This is a genomic window from Flagellimonas onchidii (assembly GCF_004804315.1).
Classification (GTDB): domain Bacteria; phylum Bacteroidota; class Bacteroidia; order Flavobacteriales; family Flavobacteriaceae; genus Flagellimonas; species Flagellimonas onchidii.
Genome location: NZ_SRXX01000001.1, coordinates 313,829 through 336,898 on the forward strand (window position 1 = coordinate 313,829; position 23,070 = coordinate 336,898).

Below are 23,070 nucleotides of genomic sequence, written 5' to 3' on the forward strand. Positions count from 1 at the left end.
ACGTTGGATGGTTCAATTACTTATCAACCCCAATCCATTGTTTATATTTCCTGTTTCAGATTTGCTTAAAATTACCCTATTTTTATCGGAAATTGAATTTCATGAGCACTACCGAAAAATTCTTTGAACATATTGAAAAAGGTTATACCACCAAAGGTGATTTTATTACCATGGGTGCTGGTATGTTCAACGGGGAGGCCGTGACCAACGCTTTTGTCAAGGTTCCTCTAAAAACACTTAACCGACACGGCCTTATCGCTGGTGCTACTGGAACGGGAAAAACAAAGACGCTACAAGTCATCGCGGAGAATCTTTCCGATAAAGGCATTCCTGTTTTGCTCATGGATCTTAAAGGTGACCTCAGTGGTATCGCACAACCCAGTCCGGGGCACCCTAAGATTGATGAACGTCATGAAAAAATTGGACTTCCGTTCGAAGCCAAAGGATTTCCTGTCGAGATTTTATCCCTTTCCGAGCAAAATGGGGTTCGGCTTCGAGCAACCGTTTCTGAATTTGGCCCGGTTTTATTGTCCAGAATCTTGGACCTTACCGTAACACAAGAAGGTATAGTGGCCGTAGTATTCAAATATTGCGACGACAACAAACTTCCGTTATTGGACTTGAAAGACTTTAAAAAAGTGCTACAATACGCAACTGGCGAGGGTAAAAAAGAATTTCAGGAGGCATATGGCCGAATTTCTACAAGTTCAACTGGAACCATACTTAGAAAAATCATTGAACTGGAGCAACAAGGTGCTGATCTTTTCTTTGGTGAAAAATCTTTTGAAGTGGATGATTTGGTCAGAATAGATGAAAATGGAAGAGGTTATATCAATATCATTCGATTGACCGATATTCAAGATAGACCAAAATTGTTTTCCACCTTTATGCTAAGCCTTTTGGCAGAAATCTATGCCACATTTCCTGAACAGGGAGATAGTGATAGGCCGGAACTGGTCTTGTTCATAGACGAGGCCCATTTGATTTTTAAAGAAGCTTCTAAAGCGCTGCTAGATCAAATTGAAAGTATTGTAAAATTGATTCGTTCCAAAGGAATTGGGCTCTATTTTGTCACTCAAAATCCAACGGATGTTCCTGATGATGTCTTGGCCCAGTTGGGACTCAAGGTGCAACATGCCCTTCGTGCATTCACCGCAAAGGACAGAAAAGCCATAAAACTTACTGCCGAAAATTACCCGGATTCAGAGTTTTACGACACCAAGGAAGTATTGACCTCATTAGGAATAGGAGAGGCATTAATATCTGCTTTGGATGAAAAAGGAAGGCCAACCCCATTGGCTGCCACACTGCTGAGGGCGCCTATGAGCAGAATGGATGTTTTGACCAACGCTGAATTGAAAGAAGTATTGGGCAAATCAAAACTCATCAAAAAATACAACGAGGATATTGATAGAGAAAGTGCATATGAAATTCTGAATGAGAAAATCGAAAAAGCAGAAAAGGAAGCGGAAAAAGAGGAAGAAAGAGAGCGGAAACGAAAAGCTTCATCTCGAAGTAGATCTTCCTCAAGAAGAAGCACCCGTATGAATCCCGTTGTAAAGGTATTGACAAGCGCTACATTCATTCGTGGGGTACTTGGAGTGTTAAAGAAAGTAATTCGATAGAAATAGTTGTTAGTTGTTAGTTGTTAGTTGTTAGTTGTTAGTTGTTAGAAAATGAGAAAAATAGTTTTGGTATTTGGTGTTTGTAGTTTGATATTTTTGTTTGGATGTTCGGAAAAAGACACCTCATTTTTGATTACCGAAAGTTCCGTGGGGCCTCTTTTGAACAGCTCAGCTGTGGAGGATTTGGAGAAAGTGTTTATAAATGATTCTATCGTCAGGGACTCCGTTGACCCCAAAAAGGGTAAAATCCACGTTTATAGAAAAAACGGTACTCACCTGCTCACGGTAACCCCAGGTTCCGACAGCATCCCTACAATTGAAAATGTACGAATATTGGATTCTCGTTACAAGACGGATAACGGGATTAGCCTGAATAGCACCTTTGAGGATATCCAAAACAATTATACCATCAAGAAAATAGTTACCACCCTTAACAGTATTGTGATTTTTCCAAAGGAAAGCAATCTCTATTTTACTCTTGATAAGGAAGAACTACCGTCTAATTTGCGGTATACTTCATCGAAGATTGAAGCTGTCCAAATACCAAGTACTGCCAAAATCAAATATTTAATGTTGGGTTGGGAATGATTTTCATTTTGAAATAAGTAAAAATTATCCATGGACAACGAACTTATAATTCAAAAAAGTTGGTGGAAACGAAACTGGAAATGGTTTGTTCCCGTTGCAGGCACAATTCTGATTTTATCATTCTTGTTTTCTTCAGGAGCAGGTGATTTAGCAGCTGACATGGCTAAAGCTTATTCCAATTCAGAAGTTTACGAAAACGCTTTAGAAAAAGTAAAACAAAACCCAAAAGCGCATGATATTCTCGGCGAAATAAAACCCATGGATAAATTTGCAATTTTCGAGGGACGTGCAACATTCATTGATAACAACAAAACCCTAAACACTTCGGTCCGAATAAATGCATCCAAGGTAAAAGCCAGAATGGATATTATTGCTAAAAAATCTAATGGCTCATGGATTTACCAAACAATCAATGTTCGGGTCAAAAATCCTCCTGAAAAAAGGCAGACAATAGCGATATTCTCAGCTGATTAAGGGGAGGTAAAATCATAAAAGCCCGTATTTTTCACGATTCGCAAGTACTTTTGGGCTGTTCATTTGCATCCATTCGGTCAACTCCAAAAGTCTTTCTACATAAGACTGTCCAAATTCGGTAAGATTGTACTCTACCCGTATAGGAACTTCAGGATAGGCTTTTCTAGCAATATACCCATCAGCTTCCAAAGCCTTTAGGCGTTGGCTCAAAACCTTATTGGAAATACCATACACATATTTTTTCAGTTTATTGAAGCGTAGTACGGGGAAATACCCCAGCCAAAGCAATATCCATGTACTCCACTGGTCAGAAGCAACAGACATGACATCCCGTATGGCACAAAGCTCTGGTGGGTTTTTGTAATCGATATGACCAAACATTTTTTCTAACTTTCTTGTCATTCTAACCCTTTGATTATCAGCAATAGTTTCCATTTTTATACTTGGTTTTGGTGGAGCTACTTCTTTTTTCTTCTAATCTGAATGCTTATTTTAGTTTCAAATAAAGAGTAAGTTACAAAAAGAAACCTTAATGAAAAAACTACTCGCAAAAGCACTTCCACTGGCATATGGTCAATATTTCAATGTGTATTCCTTGTTAATGCCAAAAAAGGCAGCACACAAGGCTTTCAATCTGTTTTGCACGGTAAGAAAAGGTAAGGTACAGCAGGCAGAATATTTGGATAAAAACAAGAACGGGGTTGAATTTGCCGCCAATCACAAAATACAAACTTACCATTGGCCTGGGGCAAAGGAAACCGTATTACTGGTGCATGGCTGGGAAAGCAATACGTTTCGTTGGAGAAACCTTATCAAAAAGCTTCAAGAGGCTAATTTTAATATTGTTGCTTTTGACGCCCCGTCGCACGGATATTCTTCGGGCGAATTACTTTATGTACCGCTGTATGAAGAAGTAGTGCACTTTATGGTAAAAAAATATAATCCTAAATATGCCATTGGACATTCCGTAGGTGGAATGACCCTGATGTACAATGAACACAAAAATCCAAATCCAGGTGTAGAAAAACTGGTCACCATAGGCTCACCATCTGAGTTTTATGAAATCATGGATCATTTTCAGCAAATTCTGAAGTTCAATAATCGTTTTATGAGCGTTTTAAATGATTATATATACAACCGATTCGGATTTCAAATTCGGGAATTTTCTACCTCCAAATTTGCAGCATCCAACACTAAAATGGGATTGTTGTTCCATGATAAGTTAGACATTGTCGCTCCTTATCATGCGTCTGAGCAAGTGCATACCAACTGGAAGGGAAGTAAATTAGTGAGCACAGAGGGTCTAGGGCACTCCATGCACCAAGAAGAAATAAATAATCAAATCATTGAATTTTTGGAAGCATAGAAAGTCAAACATTGATATATGAAAAAAGCCCAAATACTAAGTATTTGGGCTTTCGATTTATTGGCTGGTTGTTTAGAACTCCCTATAAGGAGATTCTAAATACTGATTTGCTTCTTCCTCAGCAAACTTGGCATTCTGCTTATCCCAATGCAAAGTCTGATTAGGGAAACGACCCGCTATCACACCCAAAAGAATGGTTTCGGTCAATCGAGCAGCATATTCGAAAGGAGCCGAACATTTATCCTTGCCCAAACAGGCATCAATAAATTGGTGATAGTGCTTAGGTCCTTCACTGGCATAATTTCTAACCGGTGAGCCCAAATTTTGCTTGGCAATCTCTTTGGAAATGTCCACATATTTACCTCGTACTATTTTTCGGGGTAATTGCATAAAATGGGGAAGTAACAAGCGTCCTTTTGTCCCTACGAACATAGCTCCCTGGTCTGGCAGTTGGCCATCCCCGGCAACTCCAGCATCCAGTGAAATGTCAGTTTTGGCGGTACTCTTTTTGGACTTTGAAGCACCCTTTGCCCTTGGAAGCACCAAATCTTCATGCTCAGGAGGCATTCCTGGTCCATCGTACCAAATCCACTTTAATGTTTTACCTGTGTATTCGGTCCCTGGGAATTCGTATGTAACAATATTGTTTTCTGGATATCCAAACCCGTTTGGTTCACGGCACTCATTTTTAATGGTTGTAGGAACATCCAAGTTCAACGCATTGTAAGGGGTATCAAATATATGGACTCCCATATCACCCAAAGTACCGCATCCATAATCCATCAGCTTTCTCCAGTTACCAGGGTGGTAGTATCCTTCCTTATAAGGACGCTTTGCCGAAGTACCTAACCAAAGGTTCCAATCCAGCTGTGCAGGTACAGGGTCTTCTCCTTCTGGCTCAGCACCATTATACCCCCAAGATTTTGGACTCCAAGCATGTACCGTGTGCACTTTCCCAATGATACCATCCTGTATCAACAGTGTGGCCAACATATAATCGTAGAAAGAATGTACCTGTATGCCCATTTGCGTGACCAAACCTTTGCCCTTTGCCATTTTCTTCATGGCCCTTGATTCAGAAACATAATGGGTCAATGGCTTTTGGCAGTACACGTGCTTATCCATTTCCATCGCCATCAAGGAGGCAGGAGCATGGGTATGGTCAGGGGTGGACACGATTACTGCATCAATATCATCGGCCATCTCATTCAACATTGTCCGGTAGTCAAAAAACACACGTGCCTTTGGGTGTTTCTTTCGAGCCGTGGACAAGTTGATTGCATCCACATCGCAAAGTGCCACTACATCCACTTGTGGGTGTGATGAAATATCATTAAGGTCTGCGGCTCCCATATTGGCCACTCCTATATGAGCTGTCCTTATCCTGTCACCTGGCTTTAGTGTTTTTAATTTTTCATTCGCACTAAGAACAGAAGGTGCGGCTAGCAATCCTAGGGCTCCCACACCGCTTTTCTTCAAAAAACTCCTCCTATCTTGATTTGATTTATTCTTACTCATACTATTATGTTATAAATTATTTTTTTGACGGTAACTCTTTGATTCTAATATTTCTAAATCGAACAACATCCCCATGTCCCAAAAAACCAATATGTCCCACATTTCTTTTCAGTCCTGGGTGGTCTTTCTTGTCCAATGTCCCATTTTTTACAGCTTCTTGCAAATCTGCATCAACAATTGTACTTCCATTGAGTACAATCTTGATTTTTGAACCATTGACTGTCACTTCCTGAGCATTCCATTCCCCCACAGGTTTCAAAAAACCGCGTTTAGCGGGAATTATGCCATAAACCGAACCATGATATTGATAGGGTTGTAAATTGGCATATTTTTCAGCTGTATTGTCCAAAATCTGAAGTTCTTTCCCAACATAGGCAACATCTCCCTCCAAAGGAGCATGAATGCCCAATCCATTGTTGGCACCAGGAGTCAATTGAAATTCGAATCTAAACACAAAATCACCATATTCTCCTTCGGTAAGTAGGTTTCCCCCACTCCCTCCCCCACTGGGGTCAACTATGATGTTTCCGTTTTCAACGCGATAGGATTGTTTGTTTCCGACCCATCCGTCCAAATTTTGGCCATTGAAGAGTTCCACAAACCCTTCCTCTTTTTTAGCTTTTTTTTGCGCATCGCATCCAAAAAGCGCAATAAAACAGCAAAATATCCCCAGAAGGGCAATTCTTCCCATTTTAGTCATTATAGCCTTTTGATCTTAATGTTCCTGAACCAAATGGGGCTAGAGTGGTCTTGCAACGCAATAAACCCTTTTTTGAACTTTCCATAATCCGGAGCTTCGTCCCACTTTCCAGAGTTTTTCTTTTGGTTCCATTCTTCGGACCAAGGTTCAAATTCCAACAACTTTTTACCGTTCAGCCAATGTTCCACTTTTTCTGGCGTGAAAACAATTTTGGAGGAATTCCATTCCCCAACAGGATTTAATTCTTTTTGTGAATCGTCGGCAACATGCATGGCATAATCCGCTCCTGTTCTCTGCCAATCCTGTAACAGTTCCGGATGTTCGGCCCCGAACTGGGAGTTGTACTCTGTCAAATCGTGTATCTTGGCATAATTTTCATCATCGATCAGCTGATATTCCGGAGATACAACAGGAGGTCCCTTATAGCCTTCCTTGACATGGTAGAAGATTCCGCTATTGCCTCCCTCGGGAAGTTTCCATTCCAAATAAAGTTCAAAATTATCGAACTCCTCCGCACCATAAAGAATATCCGTGCCGCCTTTGTAATCTTGCTCCAGTCCGAGTTCCGTATCGAATGTCAAAGTACTATCCTTAATGGTCCATCCCGGGGGTAAAGTTTCACCATTATAAGCTCTCCAGCCTTCAGTGCTTGTCCCATCAAAAAGATAGGTCCATTCATCGGCCTTGGGAGTAGTTTCTTCGGTATTGGTTTTTTCAACTTCGGTCTTTTGCACTTTCTTACATGAACCGATAAGCACTAACGATACGAGAATCGCGATTTTCTTCATAATTTTTGCTGTTCAATTGGTAATAATCATAGTCATTAAAGGTAATTACATTTAATTGTTATGAAAATTTTTTTATACTATCGACACAACCTGAACCCTGAATGTTAGTTTATTGGAAATTACCAGTAACTTGCATAAAAACCTCCCATAGTTATTCTTAATATTGATATTAAAAACTAATTTGAATTGATATGCAAGCGATTACTCCTTTTCATGTTGCCATTCCCGTTCACAATTTAGAGGAATGCAGGCGCTTTTACAATGAGGTTTTGGGTTGTGAAGAAGGTAGAAGTAGTGACCATTGGGTTGATTTCAATTTGTTCGGACACCAATTGGTGATTCACCACAAGTCAAAAACGGAACAAGAACTGCGCACCAATCCTGTAGATGGCAAAAATGTACCGGTTCCCCATTATGGCGTAGTGCTACCCTGGGAGACCTTTCAATCTTTTTCTGAAGCCTTAAAATCCAAGGGAGTTGATTTTATTATTGAGCCCTATATTCGGTTTGAAGGTGAAGTTGGTGAGCAGGCCACTATGTTTTTTCTAGATCCGGCAGGAAATGCACTTGAATTCAAGGCATTTAGGGATGTTGCGCAGTTGTTTGCCAAATAATTCTCGACCCCAATTGTGTATTATGATAAGAAACCATTTAAAGTCAACTTTCCCTTCCATTTACCTGATTACGTTGTTCCTGATTGTTAGTGGATGTAATCCTAAAAATGAGTGGATCCAGCTTTTTAATGGTAAGGATATCAAGGATTGGACTGTAAAAATCCATCATTATGATGTTGGCGACAATTTTGGCGACACCTTCAGGGTTGAGGATGGGATTTTAAAGGTTCGTTATGACCAGTACGAAGGTGATTACAATGAACGATATGGGCATTTGTATTATAACACTCCGTATTCCAACTATCATTTAGTAGTTGAATATCGTTTTGCCAACCCTTGGTACGATACAGCTCCAGGGTATACTATCATGAACAGTGGGGTAATGTTTCATTCGCAGGATCCCAGAACCATGCCCAAGGAACAAGATTGGCCTATTTCCGTAGAAATGCAGTTTTTGGCAGAAGTTAAAAAAGGGGAGCCAAGACCAACCGGAAATATGTGTTCTCCGGGAACTGATGTTATCTTCGAAGGAAAAATAGACCCTCGACATTGTATATCATCCACGAGTGATACGTACCCTCCTGAAGAGTGGGTCAAAGCAGAACTTATTGTTCGCGGTGACTCCCTTATCACTCATATTATCAATGGTGAAAAAGTGCTGGAATATAGCAAACCCCAAATTGGTGGAGGAGTTGCCAACCGATATGATGAACGTATAAAAATTGATGGCAAACCGCTGAGAGAAGGCTTCATAGCCTTGCAAAGTGAAGGTCAACCCATAGATTTTAGAAAAGTTGAGTTAAAAGTTTTGGAAAATTAAGCTGCTAGGCCAGTAGAATTCCTTTCTTTTTTACCCAGAAATAAGCAAAAATCATGTTGGGCACCCAGCATAGCCAAGCTACTATTTTATAGGCTGTCAGAAATTCTCCAAATGCTATGGTCAACAGTGGCAACCAAACCCTAAGTGTTACAGCTGCAAAGCATGCAGCATAACTGTAAACCATCATTCCTTGATGTAACTGTATATCTTTAGAACGAATTGCTTTATAAGCCTTCAACGTAGTATAAAGCCAAATGACGCCTAAACTAATGAACCCCACGGCCGGAATAATTCCTCCAGAAGCAAAAAAACCAATATATATTCCGCATATCCCACTTATCAATACGGCCAAGGCATAGGTTTTACCTAAGTTTCTATGCAAGTTGAGTCTTTTGTTTCTGATTTTTCTGCTAAACTGTGACCAGCCAGTCAACAGCGCTAACCCGCCAAAACTGATATGTCCATAAAATGCTAGATTCCAAGCTTGATTGGCCAATAGCTCAGTGGTTTTGCTTTGAAGCAAACCTGACTGTTCCGCCCCAAATACATACATCAATGGATAGAGACCTACCCCAATGGCTAAAAAAGCAAACACAAACCATGCTATTCTGTTTCCAATCATTTGGTTAGGTTGTTCAAACTAGGAACAAGTTATCGAATTATGGCCTGAAAAAGCAAGAATCCAAATGCTAAATCGTTATAAAATAGACTGAACAAGCAATTTTGCCCCTAATCTGTTTTTATTATGAAAGCTGTTCTTTTATGTATTGCCGTACTATTTTCTTTTATGGCGCTATTGGGTTGCACCAATGATGAAGGTGAAAACGATTTGGATTTTATAACTCCGGATGAGGAAGAACAAACCTCCTTTACCTCTCAGGATCTAGAGCAAGAATAACGTTAATTTTGCTGCAATTTGTGCCTTTCCCTGGCTAACAATGTATTTTGTAGTAACATGGCTATTGTCATAGGGCCAACCCCGCCTGGTACCGGGGTAATATGAGATGCTTTTTTGCTTACACCTTCGAAGTCTACATCTCCAGTAATATAGTAACCTCTTTCGCGGGTTTCATCCGGCACCCTAGTGATACCTACATCAATGACGACCACATCCTCTTTAACCATATCGGCCTTGAGAAAATTTGGAACTCCCAACGCGGAAACAACAATATCTGCTTGAAGCGTAAGTTCCTTGATATCTTTGGTTCTACTATGGGTTAAGGTCACTGTTGAATTGGCAGCTTTGCCTTTTTGACTCATCAAAATGCTAATGGGTCTTCCCACGATATGACTTCTTCCGATAACCACTGTATGTTTTCCTTCCGTTTCGACATTATATCTGCGCAGTAATTCCATAATTCCAAAAGGAGTGGCAGGAATGAAAGATTTCATATCCAAGGCCATTTTGCCGAAATTGGTTGGATGAAATCCATCTACGTCTTTATCTGGATCCACGGCCATCAACACTTTTAATTCATCGATATGTTTGGGCAACGGTAGCTGCACTATATAGCCATCAATATCCGGATTTGCATTTAAATCAGAAACTTGTTGAAGTAGCTCATCTTCGGTGGTATCCTCAGGTAAGTGAATCAAGGTCGATTCAAACCCTATTTTTTTACAGGAACGTACTTTGCTACCCACATAAGTTAGACTAGCGCCGTCATTACCAACCAGTACGGCTGCCAAATGCGGAACTTTTTCGCCTCTTTCTTTCATTTGGGCCACCTCAACGGCGATTTCATCTTTAATTTGGTTCGATACTTTTTTCCCGTCGAGAATTTCCATTTTGGTTGGTTTTGTTTTAGGTAATAGGAAAGGTTGCTGGTTATTGTAAATTGTGCATTGCTATCTCATATTCTGCATCATCTGCATCATTTTTTTGCCTCCACCGCCTTGCATCATCTTCATCATTTTGCTCATCTGCTCAAATTGCTTCAATAATTGATTTACCTCCTGAATGGTTCTACCACTCCCTGCTGCAATACGTTTTTTTCTACTCGCATTTAATTTGGAGGGGGTAGAGCGCTCATCTGGAGTCATGGAATGGATAATGGCTTCAATATGTTTGAAGGCGTCATCATCGATATCCAATCCCTTTAAAGCCTTGCCAGCACCGGGAATCATGCCCATGAGATCTTTCATGTTCCCCATTTTCTTGATTTGCTGAATTTGGCTTAGGAAATCGTCGAACCCAAATCTGTTTTTGGCGATTTTCTTCTGGATCTTACGTGCCTGTTCCTCATCAAATTGCTCTTGAGCACGTTCCACAAGGGAAACCACATCACCCATACCAAGAATCCTATCGGCCATTCTAGCAGGGTAAAAGACATCAATGGCCTCCATTTTTTCGCCGGTACCAATGAACTTAATTGGTTTATCAACAACCGATTTAATGGAAATTGCTGCACCACCTCGAGTATCACCGTCCAATTTGGTAAGGATAACACCATCAAAATTCAAGACATCATTGAACGCCTTGGCCGTATTGACCGCATCTTGCCCGGTCATGGAATCAACCACAAACAGGGTCTCTTGTGGGCTTATGGCCTTGTGAATATTGGCTATCTCGGTCATCATCTGCTCATCAACAGCCAAACGTCCCGCGGTATCGATTATAACCACATTATTACCATTAGCCTTTGCATGTGCTACCCCAGCCTTGGCAATCTTAACAGGGTCATTATTTTCACGATCCGAAAAGACCTCAACCCCAATCTGTTCACCGACTACGTGTAATTGGTCAATAGCTGCGGGGCGATACACATCGCAGGCTACCAACAAAGGCTTCTTTGTTTTCTTATTTTTCAGGTAATTGGCAAGCTTTCCGGAAAAAGTGGTCTTACCAGAACCTTGAAGACCTGACATCAGAATTACCGAAGGATTTCCTGAAAGATCAACTCCCTCTGCATCACCGCCCATGAGTTCGGTCAGCTCATCCTTTACAATTTTGACCATAAGCTGGCCAGGTTGTAAAGAAGTCAATACGTTCTGACCTAGGGCTTTTTCCTTAACCCTATTTGTAAATTCTTTGGCTATCTTAAAATTGACATCCGCGTCAAGCAAAGCCCTTCGAACTTCCTTGATGGTCTCTGCAACATTGATCTCGGTTATTTGCCCATGTCCCTTAAGAACGTGTAGTGCTTTATCGAGCTTTTCACTTAAATTGTCAAACATCTATATGTCATTTTAAAAGAGGGACAAATTTAAGAATAAAAAGAAAAGGACGGCTTTGGGGAGAGCCGTCCTTTTCAAAAAAGATAGGGGAAAATCGTTTATAGCTTTTCAAAAACTAAAGTTTCTGTGGAATTTTCATCTTCATGAACCAATTCGATTCGCTCTGCGTTCACTGATTCGATGTACCAACCGTCTGTCAATGTGCCAAACTTTTCATCGTCATCAAAGTTCAAAAAGAATTTTAATTGGTTTTCATGATTTCTGATTACCCTCCATAAACCTTCAATAATTGGATTGTCATTTTCATCGACCTGTATACGGTGCATTTCGTTAAAATAGAAGTCCAATCCATCAAATTCAGCTGTCATATCCTCATCATTTTCTACATACTGTGCCACATTCCAAGCACCATCCATCATAGCTGTTCTAATTTCAACAACGTCACCATCATTGGCATTATCATCACAAACTCTCAAAAGAATCAATTCATAGCCAATTTCTTCTACGTAGAACTTTAGTCTATTATCGTCCAAGTGTCTCAATGGCCAATCAAAGCTAACTCCAGGTTCATCTCCCATGGTAATTAAGAGTGAAGGGACTCCATCATCATTAGGTCCTATTTCCCATGTACCTTCAGAAGTTGTTTCGCCATCGCTCAAGGTAACTATGCCTTCCGCCATGAACTTAAATTCAAATCCCAACAGTCTATCTATTTCCTCACCTTGATTTTTCACCTTTTTGATAACCCACTCGCACTCTTTCAAAATCTCTCTTAAGGTATCTGGATCAGGGGTATCATCCTCACAAAGTTGCTTCATGACAATCTTGTTACCGCCCTCTGCATATAGTTTGATTGTATGGTCACCGATTTCATATACCAACCATTCAAGGTTAAAGTCGACCAATGTATCGAACTCAAGAGTCAAAAGCGGTCCACGATCTGTGAAGCTTGAACTCCAAGTACCATTAAGCACATTACCTTCTCTATCTTTTACAGTTACCCCTCCATCCTCAGTGAACACCATAAGATAGTTCTTGTATTGGTCTGTTTGGTTTGTTTCATCCCTGACGACCTCGCGTACAAGCCATGGACACTGTGTTAGACAGAAATCAAATCTTTCTTCATCGAAATCGTCATCGTTAAAGTCATCATCATCATCCTCATCACATTCATCTTTTGCCATTTCCAAAGCATTGGCCAATTCGGCATTACTGTTTACGATGATTTCTGTGCCATCATATTTTTTCAATGTAATCGGATATTCGATGCTAACAAGGTTACCATCTTCCAATCCTTTAAAGAATCTTCTCAATTGTTCATCACTCTCAACAGTTACCTCTCCGGTTTGTTGATTATTGGTGTCAAATGTGAAAAGCTTGATAGGATAAACAAAATCGATACACTCAATATCGTCATCACCCCCTCCTTCAACACATTCAGCAGCCAATTCTCTTAAATGTTCTTTGTTTTCAATTACCAGCTCAGAGTAATCGGCATAGGTAATGGTAATAGGGAAAATAATCTCTAAAATATCATCATCAACATCTACTTCATCAAAAATATCCTCAACGGTCTGAAGATCTTCTTTACCATCAATAATAACTTCAATACCGTTTACTTCTACGGTGTAAGGAAATTTCAGTGCAAAACAGCTAGCGCTGTCAATAATATTATCATAGGAACCATCTTTAGATGATGTTTTTTCAATCAGGTCGGCAGTAAAGGAATTAGCCTCGATGGTTTCTTGGTCAGTATCACCATTTACCTCTTCAAATTCTTCTTGACAAGAAGTAAAATTAAGTGCAACAGCAAAAAGTGCTATATACATTAAGTTATTGATCAACTTTTTCATAACGATTTGGATTTATGGGGTTATAATTCATCCCTAAAACAACTCCCAAGGAAAAAACCCTACTTTATCTTAAATTTTTTAAAATATCTTTGGGCAACTGTCAAACCCTTCTAAATGAACAACGTTTGCGAAGAGCAGGTATTTAGTTCCATATTTAAAGCTAATTCCAAAACGGTTTTCAACTATATATATTATAAGTTTGGTAATGAGGAAAAAGCTCATGACGCTGTACAAGAGGCATTTGTAAAGCTTTGGGAGAATTGTGCCAAAGTAATGCCCGAAAAAGCAAAGTCTTATTTGTACACAGTTGCCAACAATCTTTATTTAAATGTAATAAAGGCTGAAAAAGTTCGATTGAAGTATGCAAAACCTACTTTGGAAATCTCCAACGAGTCTCCTGAATTTCTGTTGGAAGAAAAAGAATATCAGCAAAAGTTGGACAATGCATTGAATAATCTTCCTGAAAACCAAAGGACTACTTTCCTGTTAAATAGGATAGATGGAAAAAAATATGCAGAAATCGCAGAAATGGAAGGAGTAAGTGTAAAAGCGATTGAAAAACGGATGCATTTGGCATTAAAAACACTCAGGGAACAAATTGATGGGATATAGCAATAAACAGCGTTCAATTATCAATAAACAATGAAATACACACATTAACCGAATTATTGCACATTGTAAATTGGTAATTGTAAAATTGTGTGTTGAAGGAAAGTAGGGTTTTTTAAAACTTAATTGTTATTAAATTGTAAAGCATAGAAATCATGCAAGAAAATTATTTGGCAAAATGGCTTAGCGGAGAGCTTTCTGAGCAAGAGCTAGCGGAATTTAAAAAGTCCGCCGAATATGCTTCTTACCAGAAACTTAAAGAGGTTTCAAGCAGTTTGAAGGCTCCTGAATTTGACGTTGACCAAGCTTTGGCCCAACTTAAAGAAGAACGTATTGCCAATGCTCCAAAAGTCATTGTTCTTAATCCGTTCAAGAAATTCTTACGTGTTGCCGCAGTTATAGCCGTGCTCATGACAGGTTCTTATTTTTATGTGAATACCTTGGATGAATCTGTAACAACTCAATTTGCAGAACGTTCAGAAGTAGTTCTTCCAGACAATTCTGAAATTATCTTAAATGCCGGCTCAAGAATCTCTTATAGCGAGAAAAATTGGGATAAGGAACGGAATGTTAATCTAAAGGGAGAGGCATTCTTTAAAGTTGCCAAAGGTGAAAAATTCACTGTGTCTACTGAACAGGGTACAATAGCTGTATTAGGCACTCAATTTAATGTTGAAAACAGAGATGGTTTTTTTGAAGTTACCTGTTATGAAGGTTTGGTAAGCGTAACTTTTAACGGTAACGAGACCAAACTCCCTGCCGGTTCTTCCTTTTTAGCAATAAATCAGAAAATAATGGACGCATCCACCCCCCAAACGGCCCAACCTTCATGGATGAACAACGAGAGCTCATTTGAGGGCATTCCCTTAGACTATGTTCTCTCAGAACTCGAACGACAGTTTGATATTAAGGTAAATACAGAGAATGTTGATAAAAATCTGCTATTTACAGGAACCTTTAGCAACACTGACTTGAAAATGGCGTTAAAAAGTATAAGCACCCCTGCTCGAATGAATTACAAAATTGAGGGTGATAATGTGCTTTTCTATGCTGAAAAAACTCCGTAGCAACCTCTTTGGCCTCCTCCTAGGTTTTTTAGTTATCCTCCCCTGCAATAAAATGCAAAGTCAGGACAAGCAAGAAACACCTGTACCCCTAGTTTCTTACATCAAAATATTGGAAAGCAAGTTTGACATTAAGTTTTCATACATCAATGAAGATGTGGAGAACATTTCCATTGCGGTTCCCAATAATTTGGTATCGCTTAATGACATTCTTGAATACATCCAATCCCAATTTCAGATAAAAGCTCAAAAACTTAGTGATCGATATTATACATTGACAAAAACCTCTTTAGTAACCGTTTGCGGAAAAATCTTGGACAATTTTGCCGAAAACACCATCCCAGGGGCAACCGTAGAAGTATTTGGGACCGAAATAGCAAAAACCACCAGTGCAGATGGCTCATTCTCTCTTGAGGATATTCCGAGAAATGCAACATTGAAAATCCGGTATCTAGGATACAACACAAAATATATTGGAGTCGACAACTTGATAAATGAAGGAGGATGTCCGCTAATTTTGATGGCCCAACACTATGAACAACTAAAAGAGGTAATTGTATATAAATTTCTCACTACTGGGATTATAAAAGAATCAGATGCGAGCATTACCTTGAACACAGGTGAGTTTGGTATTTTACCTGGCCTTATCGAACCTGACATTCTTCAAACGGTTCAGGCACTGCCCGGCATCAAAAGCATAGATGAAACAGTATCGGACATCAATGTACGTGGAGGCACAAACGACCAAAACCTGATTTTATGGAACGGCATCAAAATGTATCAATCGGGACATTTTTTTGGATTGATTTCCGCTTTCAATCCCTATTTGACCGATAAAATCACCGTAATCAAAAATGGAACTCCTGCCGCATTTGGAGATGGGGTAAGCAGCGTTGTGCAAATGGAAACGGACAATGAGCTCTCAACCAATTTCACTGGCGGCGCAGGGTTTAACTTCATCAGTGGGGATATTTATGGCCAAATTCCTGTAACAGATAGAATAGGGCTACAATTTTCTGCTCGCCGTTCCACAACAGATTTCTTGAACACTCCAACATACAACAAGTTTTTTGATAGGGCGTTTCAAGATAGCAAGGTTACCGACCAAAACAATATTGCCGTTGATGACGATATTTTACGGGACGAAAACTTCTTTTTTTACGATTTTACCGGAAAATTACTGTTCGATATCAACGATTACCATAAATTCCGATTGAATTTTATCAGTATTACCAACAATTTGAACTATACCGAAAACAACCTAACCAATTTAGAAACTACCAACAGTTTACTAAACCAAGACAACCTTTCGATTGGGGGGCAATTACAAAGTCAATGGACCGATAGATTTTCCTCAAATGTAAACGTGTACTATTCTAGGTATAATTTGGATGCGCAAAGTTTGTTTGCCAATCAAATACAGATTTTATTCCAAAACAATCAGGTACTGGAGAATGCAATAAAATTGAGCGCCGACTATGCACTAACAGACAAACTCCACTGGAACAACGGATATCAATATATCGAAACAGGTATTACCAACACCACGTTTTTAACCACTCCCCCTTTTGACAGTGAAATAAAAGGTGTTGTCAGAATCCACGCTCCACATACTGAAATCTCGTATGCCTCTGATGAAAACAAGTTTATTGGCAAGGCTGGTGTTAGGTTCAATTATATGGAGAATTTGGGCACTTTCGCCAATTTTTTGGTAGAACCCAGGTTCAACCTCAACTTTAGACTTGCCAATTATCTTCGAGGTGAAGTTTTAGGAGAGTTTAAAAGCCAGACCACTAACCAAATCATAGATTTGGAGCAAAACTTCTTGGGTATAGAAAAACGCAGGTGGATTCTTTCAGATGATGAAACACTGCCCATCACAAAAAGTAAACAAGGCTCTATAGGCATCAATTACTCAAAAAACGATTTCTACCTTGGGCTTGAAGCATTTTACAAAGAAGTGGACGGAATCAGCACCAACACCCAGGGGTTTCAAAACCAAGGTCAGTTTGATGGTGAAATAGGTAGTTATGATATTAAGGGCATTGAATTTTTGGTCAACAAAAAGAGTGGCAACTATAGCACGTGGCTAAGCTATACCTATAACAAGAACGATTACACTTTTGAGACCATTGTCCCCAGTAGTTTCCCTAACAATCTGGATATTACACACACCTTGACATTTGCGGGCACCTATTCATATAAAAATCTTCAAGTCGGGTTAGGGGCAAATTTTAGATCTGGAAAACCCTTTACAGAACCTCAAGATGGTGATTTGGCTTTTGATAATTCTGTATTTCCTTCACGAATCAATTACAAGTCACCTAACAGCAGCAGGTTGCCCGAATATATTCGTGTAGATGCATCGGCCATTTACAAATTCAATATGGGTAGAAATATCAAGGCCAATATGGGGGTTTCCATTTTAAACATGACAAACAGAAAAAACAGCTTGAACAAATATTATCAGGTAAGCGAGGACAATGAAATTGAAGCCGTGGAAAGCATTTCGCTGGGCATTACCCCTAACGTTAGCTTTAGGGTGCATTTTTGACTTCTCATTGTACATCTTTAAGATTTCCATCTTCCCAAAACTTGAAAAAAGAAGCTGATTGCCTGTGAGAAGCACTTCAAAACATACCTTGCTCCCATTCAAGCTTTTTCATAACATTAATCCGTTGTGCATTTTGAGTATAATTTGCGATAAATTGTCAGTTCGAGTGATTTTGAAGCATGAAAAATCGTATCGAGAACCAATATGTAATCGAAAATTTCAGTTCTCGATACAAATTTTATCAAAATGCACAACGGGAGGCTATCCTAATTTTTATCCAGCACTATTCGGTGTGTCTCTTCAGATTCTTTTCCAAATATTTTTAAAAAGTATATGCCGTCATTAAATCGCTGTATGTCTATTTCAATATGCCCGCTCCATTTCACATCCCTTTTTACATATATCATCTTACCATAGATATCGAAGATTTGAAAACTATACTTTTCTTCTCTTCTTGATGATTCCATCTGACCTGTCGAAGACACCGTTAAATTTGAAGTCGTCGGAGAGGAATGCGAACTAGTACTTTGTGAAACATTTTCGGTAATATTGAAAACACCATTCGACGGATTTGGATAGACCGTAAAAAGTCCCATGCATTGGATTATATCAGGACTCACATCTGACCATTCTGACCATCCACAACTATTTCTCGCTCTTATTCTCACTACGGCATCGTACGATGTGGGCCTCAGGGTAACCCTAGAGTGATCATTATATAAGTTGTCATACGTAATAATGGCTTCGGAAACATCCCATTCCCAATCAATTATAGGTTCATTGGTATCATGTGATGCCCTTACATAAGTTGGCTGATCCCTGCAAAGAACATATATGGGTTCACTGCCCTGCGGCTCCCGAAGCCTAAAATCCAAAGGAAGCAAGCCACCTACATTTACATCTTTACTCAAAATCCTTGTACCGCAATCTCCACTTACATGGGCCCGTATTGTGGCTGCGCCATTAAAGGATTGGCTTTTATCAAATGTTTTGGAGGTTGAACTTCCTGGGGGAAAAGTAAATGCATGAGGCGGGTTTACCGACCATGTTACCGTTGTGCCCATTGGCGCATCAACACTCATCTCGGCAGATGAACAAAACTCGGTTGACCCACTCATGAAAAGATCATTGCAAAAATAATCGCAATCAAACGTATTATTGATACTGTTGAGTTCATCGGCCAGCCAATCGCCATTTCTCGGATTGAAGGATAAGTGTACTTCATTAGTCGCATTGTTATTGAAAGAGGTAGTAAAGTTGTCAAAGGGTATTGCCTTGTTTCCTTCGGGCTGGTTGTTCTGGGTATAGCTTCGGGTATAATCAGAAACATCCAGGTCTGCCAATCCACCGCCAACATCGAGTGCGCTGACGGCCGAAATAAAATTCACGTTATCCACTACATCCAGATTATAGTTGTAACGGATAAAAAAGTTATCCTCAGCATCCGATTCACTGTCTAAAAAACCATAGAACGGCCCAACACCCCCCGGAAAATTATCTTGAAAGAGCACACCATCTGGTGAATTGAAGTTTTTGTTGGTAAAGGTCCTGGTTATAGGAATCAACCACAAAAGTGTTTTTTCGTAAGTAATACTGCCCGAGTAAATATTGGCGACTCCATTGTTAGGATATGCCTTGACCCTAAAATCGCTCATCAACTTGGCCTTGCCCGGTAAAAAGCCCAATAACGCAGTCTCCAAATCGGCAAAGGCCACTCCGACCAAAAACCCTGCTGGAAAAATAGACAGTAAAATATCGGTAAACGCCCTAGTATTGCCCGAACCGTGCAATCTAAACAATTGCTGGTTTGGTGATAGTCCGTGAGGTTCGGCACAATGGCTGGCATTGCTCAAGGCTATGTTACGGGTTTGCTCAGGGTAGCCCATATTGCTAAGCTCTTGTTGCCAAGCTTCATGCACACTATTGTCCAGTACATAATCCTCTCGCACATAGTTGATCAACAACTGTTTTGTCGCTGGTGCATCTAAAAGGCGAATGGCATCACGTACAGGAAAGTCTCCACCGGCCACTGCGACCCCTACATTCCCGATAGGTGTGGCCAATACCTCATTGACCAGTTGGCGGGCCATATAAAAATAGCCAAGAGGAATGTGTGCACCCTGGTGTGGGGCATCGTGGCTTATATACAGGTTGGTATCGTGGTCCTCATTACGGTTTTCCATATCGCGAAGGGCATAACGGGCGATCACCCCGCCCATGCTCTGGCCCAAAACCACATTGGGCGTATTGCCAATTTTGTTCTCGTTCACCCATTTTATCACCTCTTGCAGCACATAAGCATTACGCCGCAGATCATCGGTGCCGTTGTCCCAATTGACGTAGATGATGTCAAAGCTATCAGGGTCGTCGTTTGTTATTAAGTTTCTAAGTTCATCACTATCTGAATCTTCAACAAAACTTAAAAAAAGTCCTATATCAGAATCTCCTATCCTTCCACTTTCTTGTATCAAACCAGTATCCAAGCCTTCGGCCACGATCAAGGGCTTGGTGATCTGCCCACAGGTATTGGCATAGGCAATCTGTAAAGTTGCCGATCCTGCGGTTCCCTCAAAGGCACGTTCTGCGTCAACCCATTGAATATCAATATCACATAAAGGGTTTCTAGCGGTCATTGAATTCTCCCTAGCCGTACCGGTTACCCGCAATTTGTTACGGCAATATAAATATTTGCCGCTGTTAAGGCGCAGGCGAAAGGTAATGATGTAATGACCATCATTGGCATAGGTGTGCAACAGGGCATCGCCCAATGTTAAGTCTTGATAGCCACTACCATCGCCAAAATTAACAGCAAAGCTGTGTACAAAGTCCGCTTGGTTGGTGTACCATGTTTCCTCAGTTAACAAAAAGGACACCTTTGAGTTGGCAATTTCCTGTACGGGCAAGGTCATACCAAACGTACTTCTTACGAGATAGGGATCCTGCCAGTTACCATTGATATAGACATCGTCGTATTTTCCATCGACGACCGCAATGCTGTTATGTTGCAATGCATGTTTTCGAAAACTGGAGTATTTGTAGTAAAGGCCATTGACCACCAAGGCACTGGTAGGGCTCCCCTTGCCCAATTTATTGGTCTCGGTTTTTCGTTTAGAGACCCAGGTGGCCTCAAGGTTTTCGGGAGCCTCCAGTTCAGGCACCGAGAGACTCACACGCGATGACAAAATGGTGTTGTACAGCTCCCGGTAAATGCCGGGAGAAAGGTAGTTGTTGCTTTTAAGCACCCCATTATACTGGGGAACATCCAAAAAATCATAACCATAATCAAGTAGAATCTGATGGGGCACCCGATCCATTTCCAAAAGGCTGAACACTTCATTGGTATGGTTGGCCACCTCGGTATCGACGTGTAATTGGGCACTTAAAATTGGGCATACGAATAGCTGTAAGACAAGTAGGTACTTTCTCATTTTTTTGATTTTTAAAAGATTAATGAGGTTGTTATATTAAACTAACGGTACGTACGTCGTAGGTTAATCAATTGGTATATTTAAGGTCAAACCGGCCATCGGTAATCTTGATTTCTTTACCATCTTTGTCCAGCACCGTAAACGCAAAGGTGCCGGAGACGATCTCATCGGTAAAATGGATTATTGTTAAAGTGCCGGGGTTCTCATCGGTTGTGGAGCCATCCAGAATATTACCTACTGCGATGTCATATTCTGCAGAAAAGTTACCGGACATCCTGAATCTAAGCGGATAAGAAGAAACTTCTAAACCTTCAATATCCAAACCTGTTATTCTTAGGGATTGCATTTCAACACCTCCTCCACGAGATGTACTAATCCCTAACGTATAGGCTTCCCGTACAAATTGATAAAATGCTTTTGGTCTCTGCCTTCCACGACTGGGAAAAAACGGTTTGCCGTCGATCAAGCAGCCAAAAGTACCCTCGCCGGTCTGGGTGGCCGGGGGCAGTGCATCGGCTGGGTTTTCCGAGGTGCTGTTGTCGTCATTGTTGCAGGCGGTTGCGAGTGCCAAGAGCAGGGTGAAAAATAAGCATTTACTCATTGTATTTATTTTTAAATGGTTAAAATGAGGTTGCTATGTTAAACTAACTGGTTCGTTCTAGGTCAATTGGTATATTTAAGGTCAAATCGACCATCGGTTATCTTTATTTCTTTACCATCTTTGTCCAGCACCGTAAACGCAAAGGTGCCGGAGACAATCTCATCGGTAAAATGGGTTATCGTCAATGTGCCTGGGTTTTCATCTGTAGTACCAGTTTGTAAAGTGCCTCCTCCTAATAAATATCTTCCATGTAGGCTACCTGAATTTCTCTTATCCAATAAATACGTAGTCTCTTCCAATCCCTCAATATCCAGAGCGCCCAATCCAATACTTACAAAATTTTCCCCGCTGCCTGTTTTTCTAGATGCACTTATACCCAAGGTATAGGCTCCCCGTACAAATTGGTAAAAAGCACTTGGCCGATGTTGGCCACGACTAGGGAAAAAAGGTTTGCCGTCGATCAAGCAGCCAAAAGTGCCCTCGCCGGTCTGGGTGGCCGGGGGCAGCGCATCAGCAGGGTTTTCCGGGGTGCTGTTGTCATCATTATTGCAGGCAGTTGCGAGCGCCAAGAGCAGGGTGAAAAATAAGCATTTACTCATTGTATTTATTTTTAAATGGTTAAAATGAGGTTGCTATGTTAAACTAACTGGTTCGTTCTAGGTCAATTGGTATATTTAAGGTCAAACCGGCCATCGGTTATTTTTATCTCGGTGCCATCTTTGTCCAGCACCGTAAACGCAAAGGTGCCGGAGACGATCTCATCGGTAAAATGGGTTATCGTTAAAACGCCGGGGGTTTCTCCGGTAGTTGTAGCATCCAAAACAATCCCTCCACCTAAAAGATAAATTCCAGAAAAACTTCCGGACTGTTCCGAGATAAGAGAATAGGTAGTCTCTTCCAATCCTTCAATGTCCAGAGCACTTAAACCAACACTAATAAACTTTTCTCCACTACCTGTTTGTCTCGAGGCACTTATGCCCAAGGTATAGGCTCCCCGTACAAATTGATAAAAAGCACTTGGCCGATGTTGGCCACGACTAGGGAAAAAAGGTTTGCCGTCGATCAAGCAGCCAAAAGTGCCCTCGCCGGTCTGGGTGGCCGAGGGCAGTGCATCGGCTGGGTTTTCAGGGGCGCTGTTGTCGTCATTGTTGCAGGCAGTTGCGAGTGCCAAGAGCAGGGTGAAAAATAAGCATTTACTCATTGTATTTAATTTTAAATGGTTAAAATGAGGTTGCTATGTTAAACTAACTGGTTCGTTCTAGGTCAATTGGTATATTTAAGGTCAAACCGG

22 protein-coding genes are annotated in these 23,070 nt (G+C 40.5%); 10 read left to right on the top strand and 12 right to left on the bottom strand.

Features of this window, described 5'->3' with window-relative positions:
• Positions 1-101: 101 nt before the first annotated feature.
• From E4661_RS01200 to E4661_RS01210, 3 genes are read left to right on the top strand one after another with little or no spacing between them, the layout of a single operon-like run.
• Positions 102-1,625, top strand: a complete 1,524-nt coding sequence (locus E4661_RS01200; RefSeq protein WP_136464989.1) for a helicase HerA-like domain-containing protein — start codon at positions 102-104, stop codon at positions 1,623-1,625.
• A 51-nt stretch (positions 1,626-1,676) separates the two neighbouring features.
• Entirely contained in the window at positions 1,677-2,213 is a 537-nt protein-coding gene (locus tag E4661_RS01205) for a hypothetical protein (protein ID WP_136464990.1), read from the top strand.
• 30 nt (positions 2,214-2,243) lie between these two features.
• Complete coding sequence (locus tag E4661_RS01210; protein ID WP_136464991.1) at positions 2,244-2,687, top strand: cytochrome c oxidase assembly factor Coa1 family protein; 444 nt, start codon at positions 2,244-2,246, stop codon at positions 2,685-2,687.
• Between the two features lie 12 nt (positions 2,688-2,699).
• Here the strand turns inward: E4661_RS01210 and E4661_RS01215 are convergent, their stop codons facing one another.
• Positions 2,700-3,122 carry a winged helix-turn-helix transcriptional regulator gene (locus tag E4661_RS01215; RefSeq protein ID WP_136464992.1) on the bottom strand — a complete coding sequence of 141 codons (423 nt, stop codon included), beginning with the start codon at positions 3,120-3,122 and terminating at the stop codon, positions 2,700-2,702.
• A 97-nt stretch (positions 3,123-3,219) separates the two neighbouring features.
• Between E4661_RS01215 and E4661_RS01220 the strand changes: the two genes are divergently transcribed.
• On the top strand, positions 3,220-4,053 hold the full coding sequence (locus tag E4661_RS01220) for an alpha/beta hydrolase (RefSeq protein ID WP_136464993.1): 834 nt from the start codon (positions 3,220-3,222) through the stop codon (positions 4,051-4,053).
• Positions 4,054-4,125: 72 nt separating this feature from the next.
• Here the strand turns inward: E4661_RS01220 and E4661_RS01225 are convergent, their stop codons facing one another.
• From E4661_RS01225 to E4661_RS01235, 3 genes are read right to left on the bottom strand one after another with little or no spacing between them, the layout of a single operon-like run.
• Positions 4,126-5,571, bottom strand: coding sequence for a Gfo/Idh/MocA family protein (locus E4661_RS01225; RefSeq protein WP_136464994.1), 1,446 nt, complete (start codon positions 5,569-5,571; stop codon positions 4,126-4,128).
• Between the two features lie 16 nt (positions 5,572-5,587).
• Positions 5,588-6,262: a 3-keto-disaccharide hydrolase gene (locus E4661_RS01230; protein ID WP_205728910.1), complete on the bottom strand. Its 675-nt coding sequence runs from the start codon at positions 6,260-6,262 to the stop codon at positions 5,588-5,590.
• Positions 6,263-6,270: 8 nt separating this feature from the next.
• Positions 6,271-7,059, bottom strand: a complete 789-nt coding sequence (locus E4661_RS01235) for a 3-keto-disaccharide hydrolase (RefSeq protein WP_136464996.1) — start codon at positions 7,057-7,059, stop codon at positions 6,271-6,273.
• A 191-nt stretch (positions 7,060-7,250) separates the two neighbouring features.
• Here E4661_RS01235 and E4661_RS01240 point away from each other — a divergent pair, with 191 nt between their 5' ends.
• On the top strand, positions 7,251-7,673 hold the full coding sequence (locus tag E4661_RS01240; protein ID WP_136464997.1) for a VOC family protein: 423 nt from the start codon (positions 7,251-7,253) through the stop codon (positions 7,671-7,673).
• A gap of 22 nt (positions 7,674-7,695) precedes the next feature.
• Positions 7,696-8,493: a 3-keto-disaccharide hydrolase gene (locus E4661_RS01245; protein ID WP_136464998.1), complete on the top strand. Its 798-nt coding sequence runs from the start codon at positions 7,696-7,698 to the stop codon at positions 8,491-8,493.
• Between the two features lie 4 nt (positions 8,494-8,497).
• Here E4661_RS01245 and E4661_RS01250 read toward each other — a convergent pair whose 3' ends face one another.
• Positions 8,498-9,115 carry a DUF2306 domain-containing protein gene (locus E4661_RS01250; protein WP_136464999.1) on the bottom strand — a complete coding sequence of 206 codons (618 nt, stop codon included), beginning with the start codon at positions 9,113-9,115 and terminating at the stop codon, positions 8,498-8,500.
• Positions 9,116-9,238: 123 nt separating this feature from the next.
• Here E4661_RS01250 and E4661_RS18985 point away from each other — a divergent pair, with 123 nt between their 5' ends.
• A complete protein-coding gene (locus tag E4661_RS18985; RefSeq protein WP_168796305.1) occupies positions 9,239-9,391 on the top strand; it encodes a hypothetical protein in 153 nt (50 codons plus the stop codon).
• A 2-nt stretch (positions 9,392-9,393) separates the two neighbouring features.
• Here E4661_RS18985 and E4661_RS01255 read toward each other — a convergent pair whose 3' ends face one another.
• The 3 genes from E4661_RS01255 to E4661_RS01265 form a co-directional block, all read right to left on the bottom strand.
• A complete protein-coding gene (locus E4661_RS01255) occupies positions 9,394-10,281 on the bottom strand; it encodes a bifunctional 5,10-methylenetetrahydrofolate dehydrogenase/5,10-methenyltetrahydrofolate cyclohydrolase (RefSeq protein ID WP_136465000.1) in 888 nt (295 codons plus the stop codon).
• Positions 10,282-10,341: 60 nt separating this feature from the next.
• Positions 10,342-11,670: a signal recognition particle protein gene (ffh, locus tag E4661_RS01260; RefSeq protein ID WP_136465001.1), complete on the bottom strand. Its 1,329-nt coding sequence runs from the start codon at positions 11,668-11,670 to the stop codon at positions 10,342-10,344.
• A 98-nt stretch (positions 11,671-11,768) separates the two neighbouring features.
• Positions 11,769-13,523, bottom strand: coding sequence for a hypothetical protein (locus E4661_RS01265; RefSeq protein ID WP_136465002.1), 1,755 nt, complete (start codon positions 13,521-13,523; stop codon positions 11,769-11,771).
• A gap of 114 nt (positions 13,524-13,637) precedes the next feature.
• Here E4661_RS01265 and E4661_RS01270 point away from each other — a divergent pair, with 114 nt between their 5' ends.
• The 3 genes from E4661_RS01270 (at position 13,638) to E4661_RS01280 (ending at position 17,750) form a co-directional block, all read left to right on the top strand.
• Positions 13,638-14,135 carry an RNA polymerase sigma factor gene (locus E4661_RS01270; protein ID WP_136465003.1) on the top strand — a complete coding sequence of 166 codons (498 nt, stop codon included), beginning with the start codon at positions 13,638-13,640 and terminating at the stop codon, positions 14,133-14,135.
• Positions 14,136-14,287: 152 nt separating this feature from the next.
• Positions 14,288-15,199: a FecR family protein gene (locus E4661_RS01275; protein WP_136465004.1), complete on the top strand. Its 912-nt coding sequence runs from the start codon at positions 14,288-14,290 to the stop codon at positions 15,197-15,199.
• Between the two features lie 52 nt (positions 15,200-15,251).
• On the top strand, positions 15,252-17,750 hold the full coding sequence (locus tag E4661_RS01280) for a TonB-dependent receptor (RefSeq protein ID WP_240751388.1): 2,499 nt from the start codon (positions 15,252-15,254) through the stop codon (positions 17,748-17,750).
• Positions 17,751-18,016: 266 nt separating this feature from the next.
• On the opposite strand, the gene E4661_RS01285 is transcribed toward E4661_RS01280, so the two are convergent.
• From E4661_RS01285 to E4661_RS01300, 4 genes are all read right to left on the bottom strand, one after another.
• On the bottom strand, positions 18,017-21,178 hold the full coding sequence (locus tag E4661_RS01285) for a T9SS type A sorting domain-containing protein (RefSeq protein WP_136465006.1): 3,162 nt from the start codon (positions 21,176-21,178) through the stop codon (positions 18,017-18,019).
• Positions 21,179-21,245: 67 nt separating this feature from the next.
• Positions 21,246-21,779 (bottom strand): Riean_0653 family protein, encoded by a 534-nt coding sequence (locus E4661_RS01290; RefSeq protein WP_136465007.1) that lies wholly within the window; start codon positions 21,777-21,779, stop codon positions 21,246-21,248.
• Positions 21,780-21,841: 62 nt separating this feature from the next.
• Complete coding sequence (locus E4661_RS01295; RefSeq protein WP_136465008.1) at positions 21,842-22,378, bottom strand: Riean_0653 family protein; 537 nt, start codon at positions 22,376-22,378, stop codon at positions 21,842-21,844.
• 62 nt (positions 22,379-22,440) lie between these two features.
• Complete coding sequence (locus E4661_RS01300; protein ID WP_136465009.1) at positions 22,441-22,980, bottom strand: Riean_0653 family protein; 540 nt, start codon at positions 22,978-22,980, stop codon at positions 22,441-22,443.
• Positions 22,981-23,070: the final 90 nt, after the last annotated feature.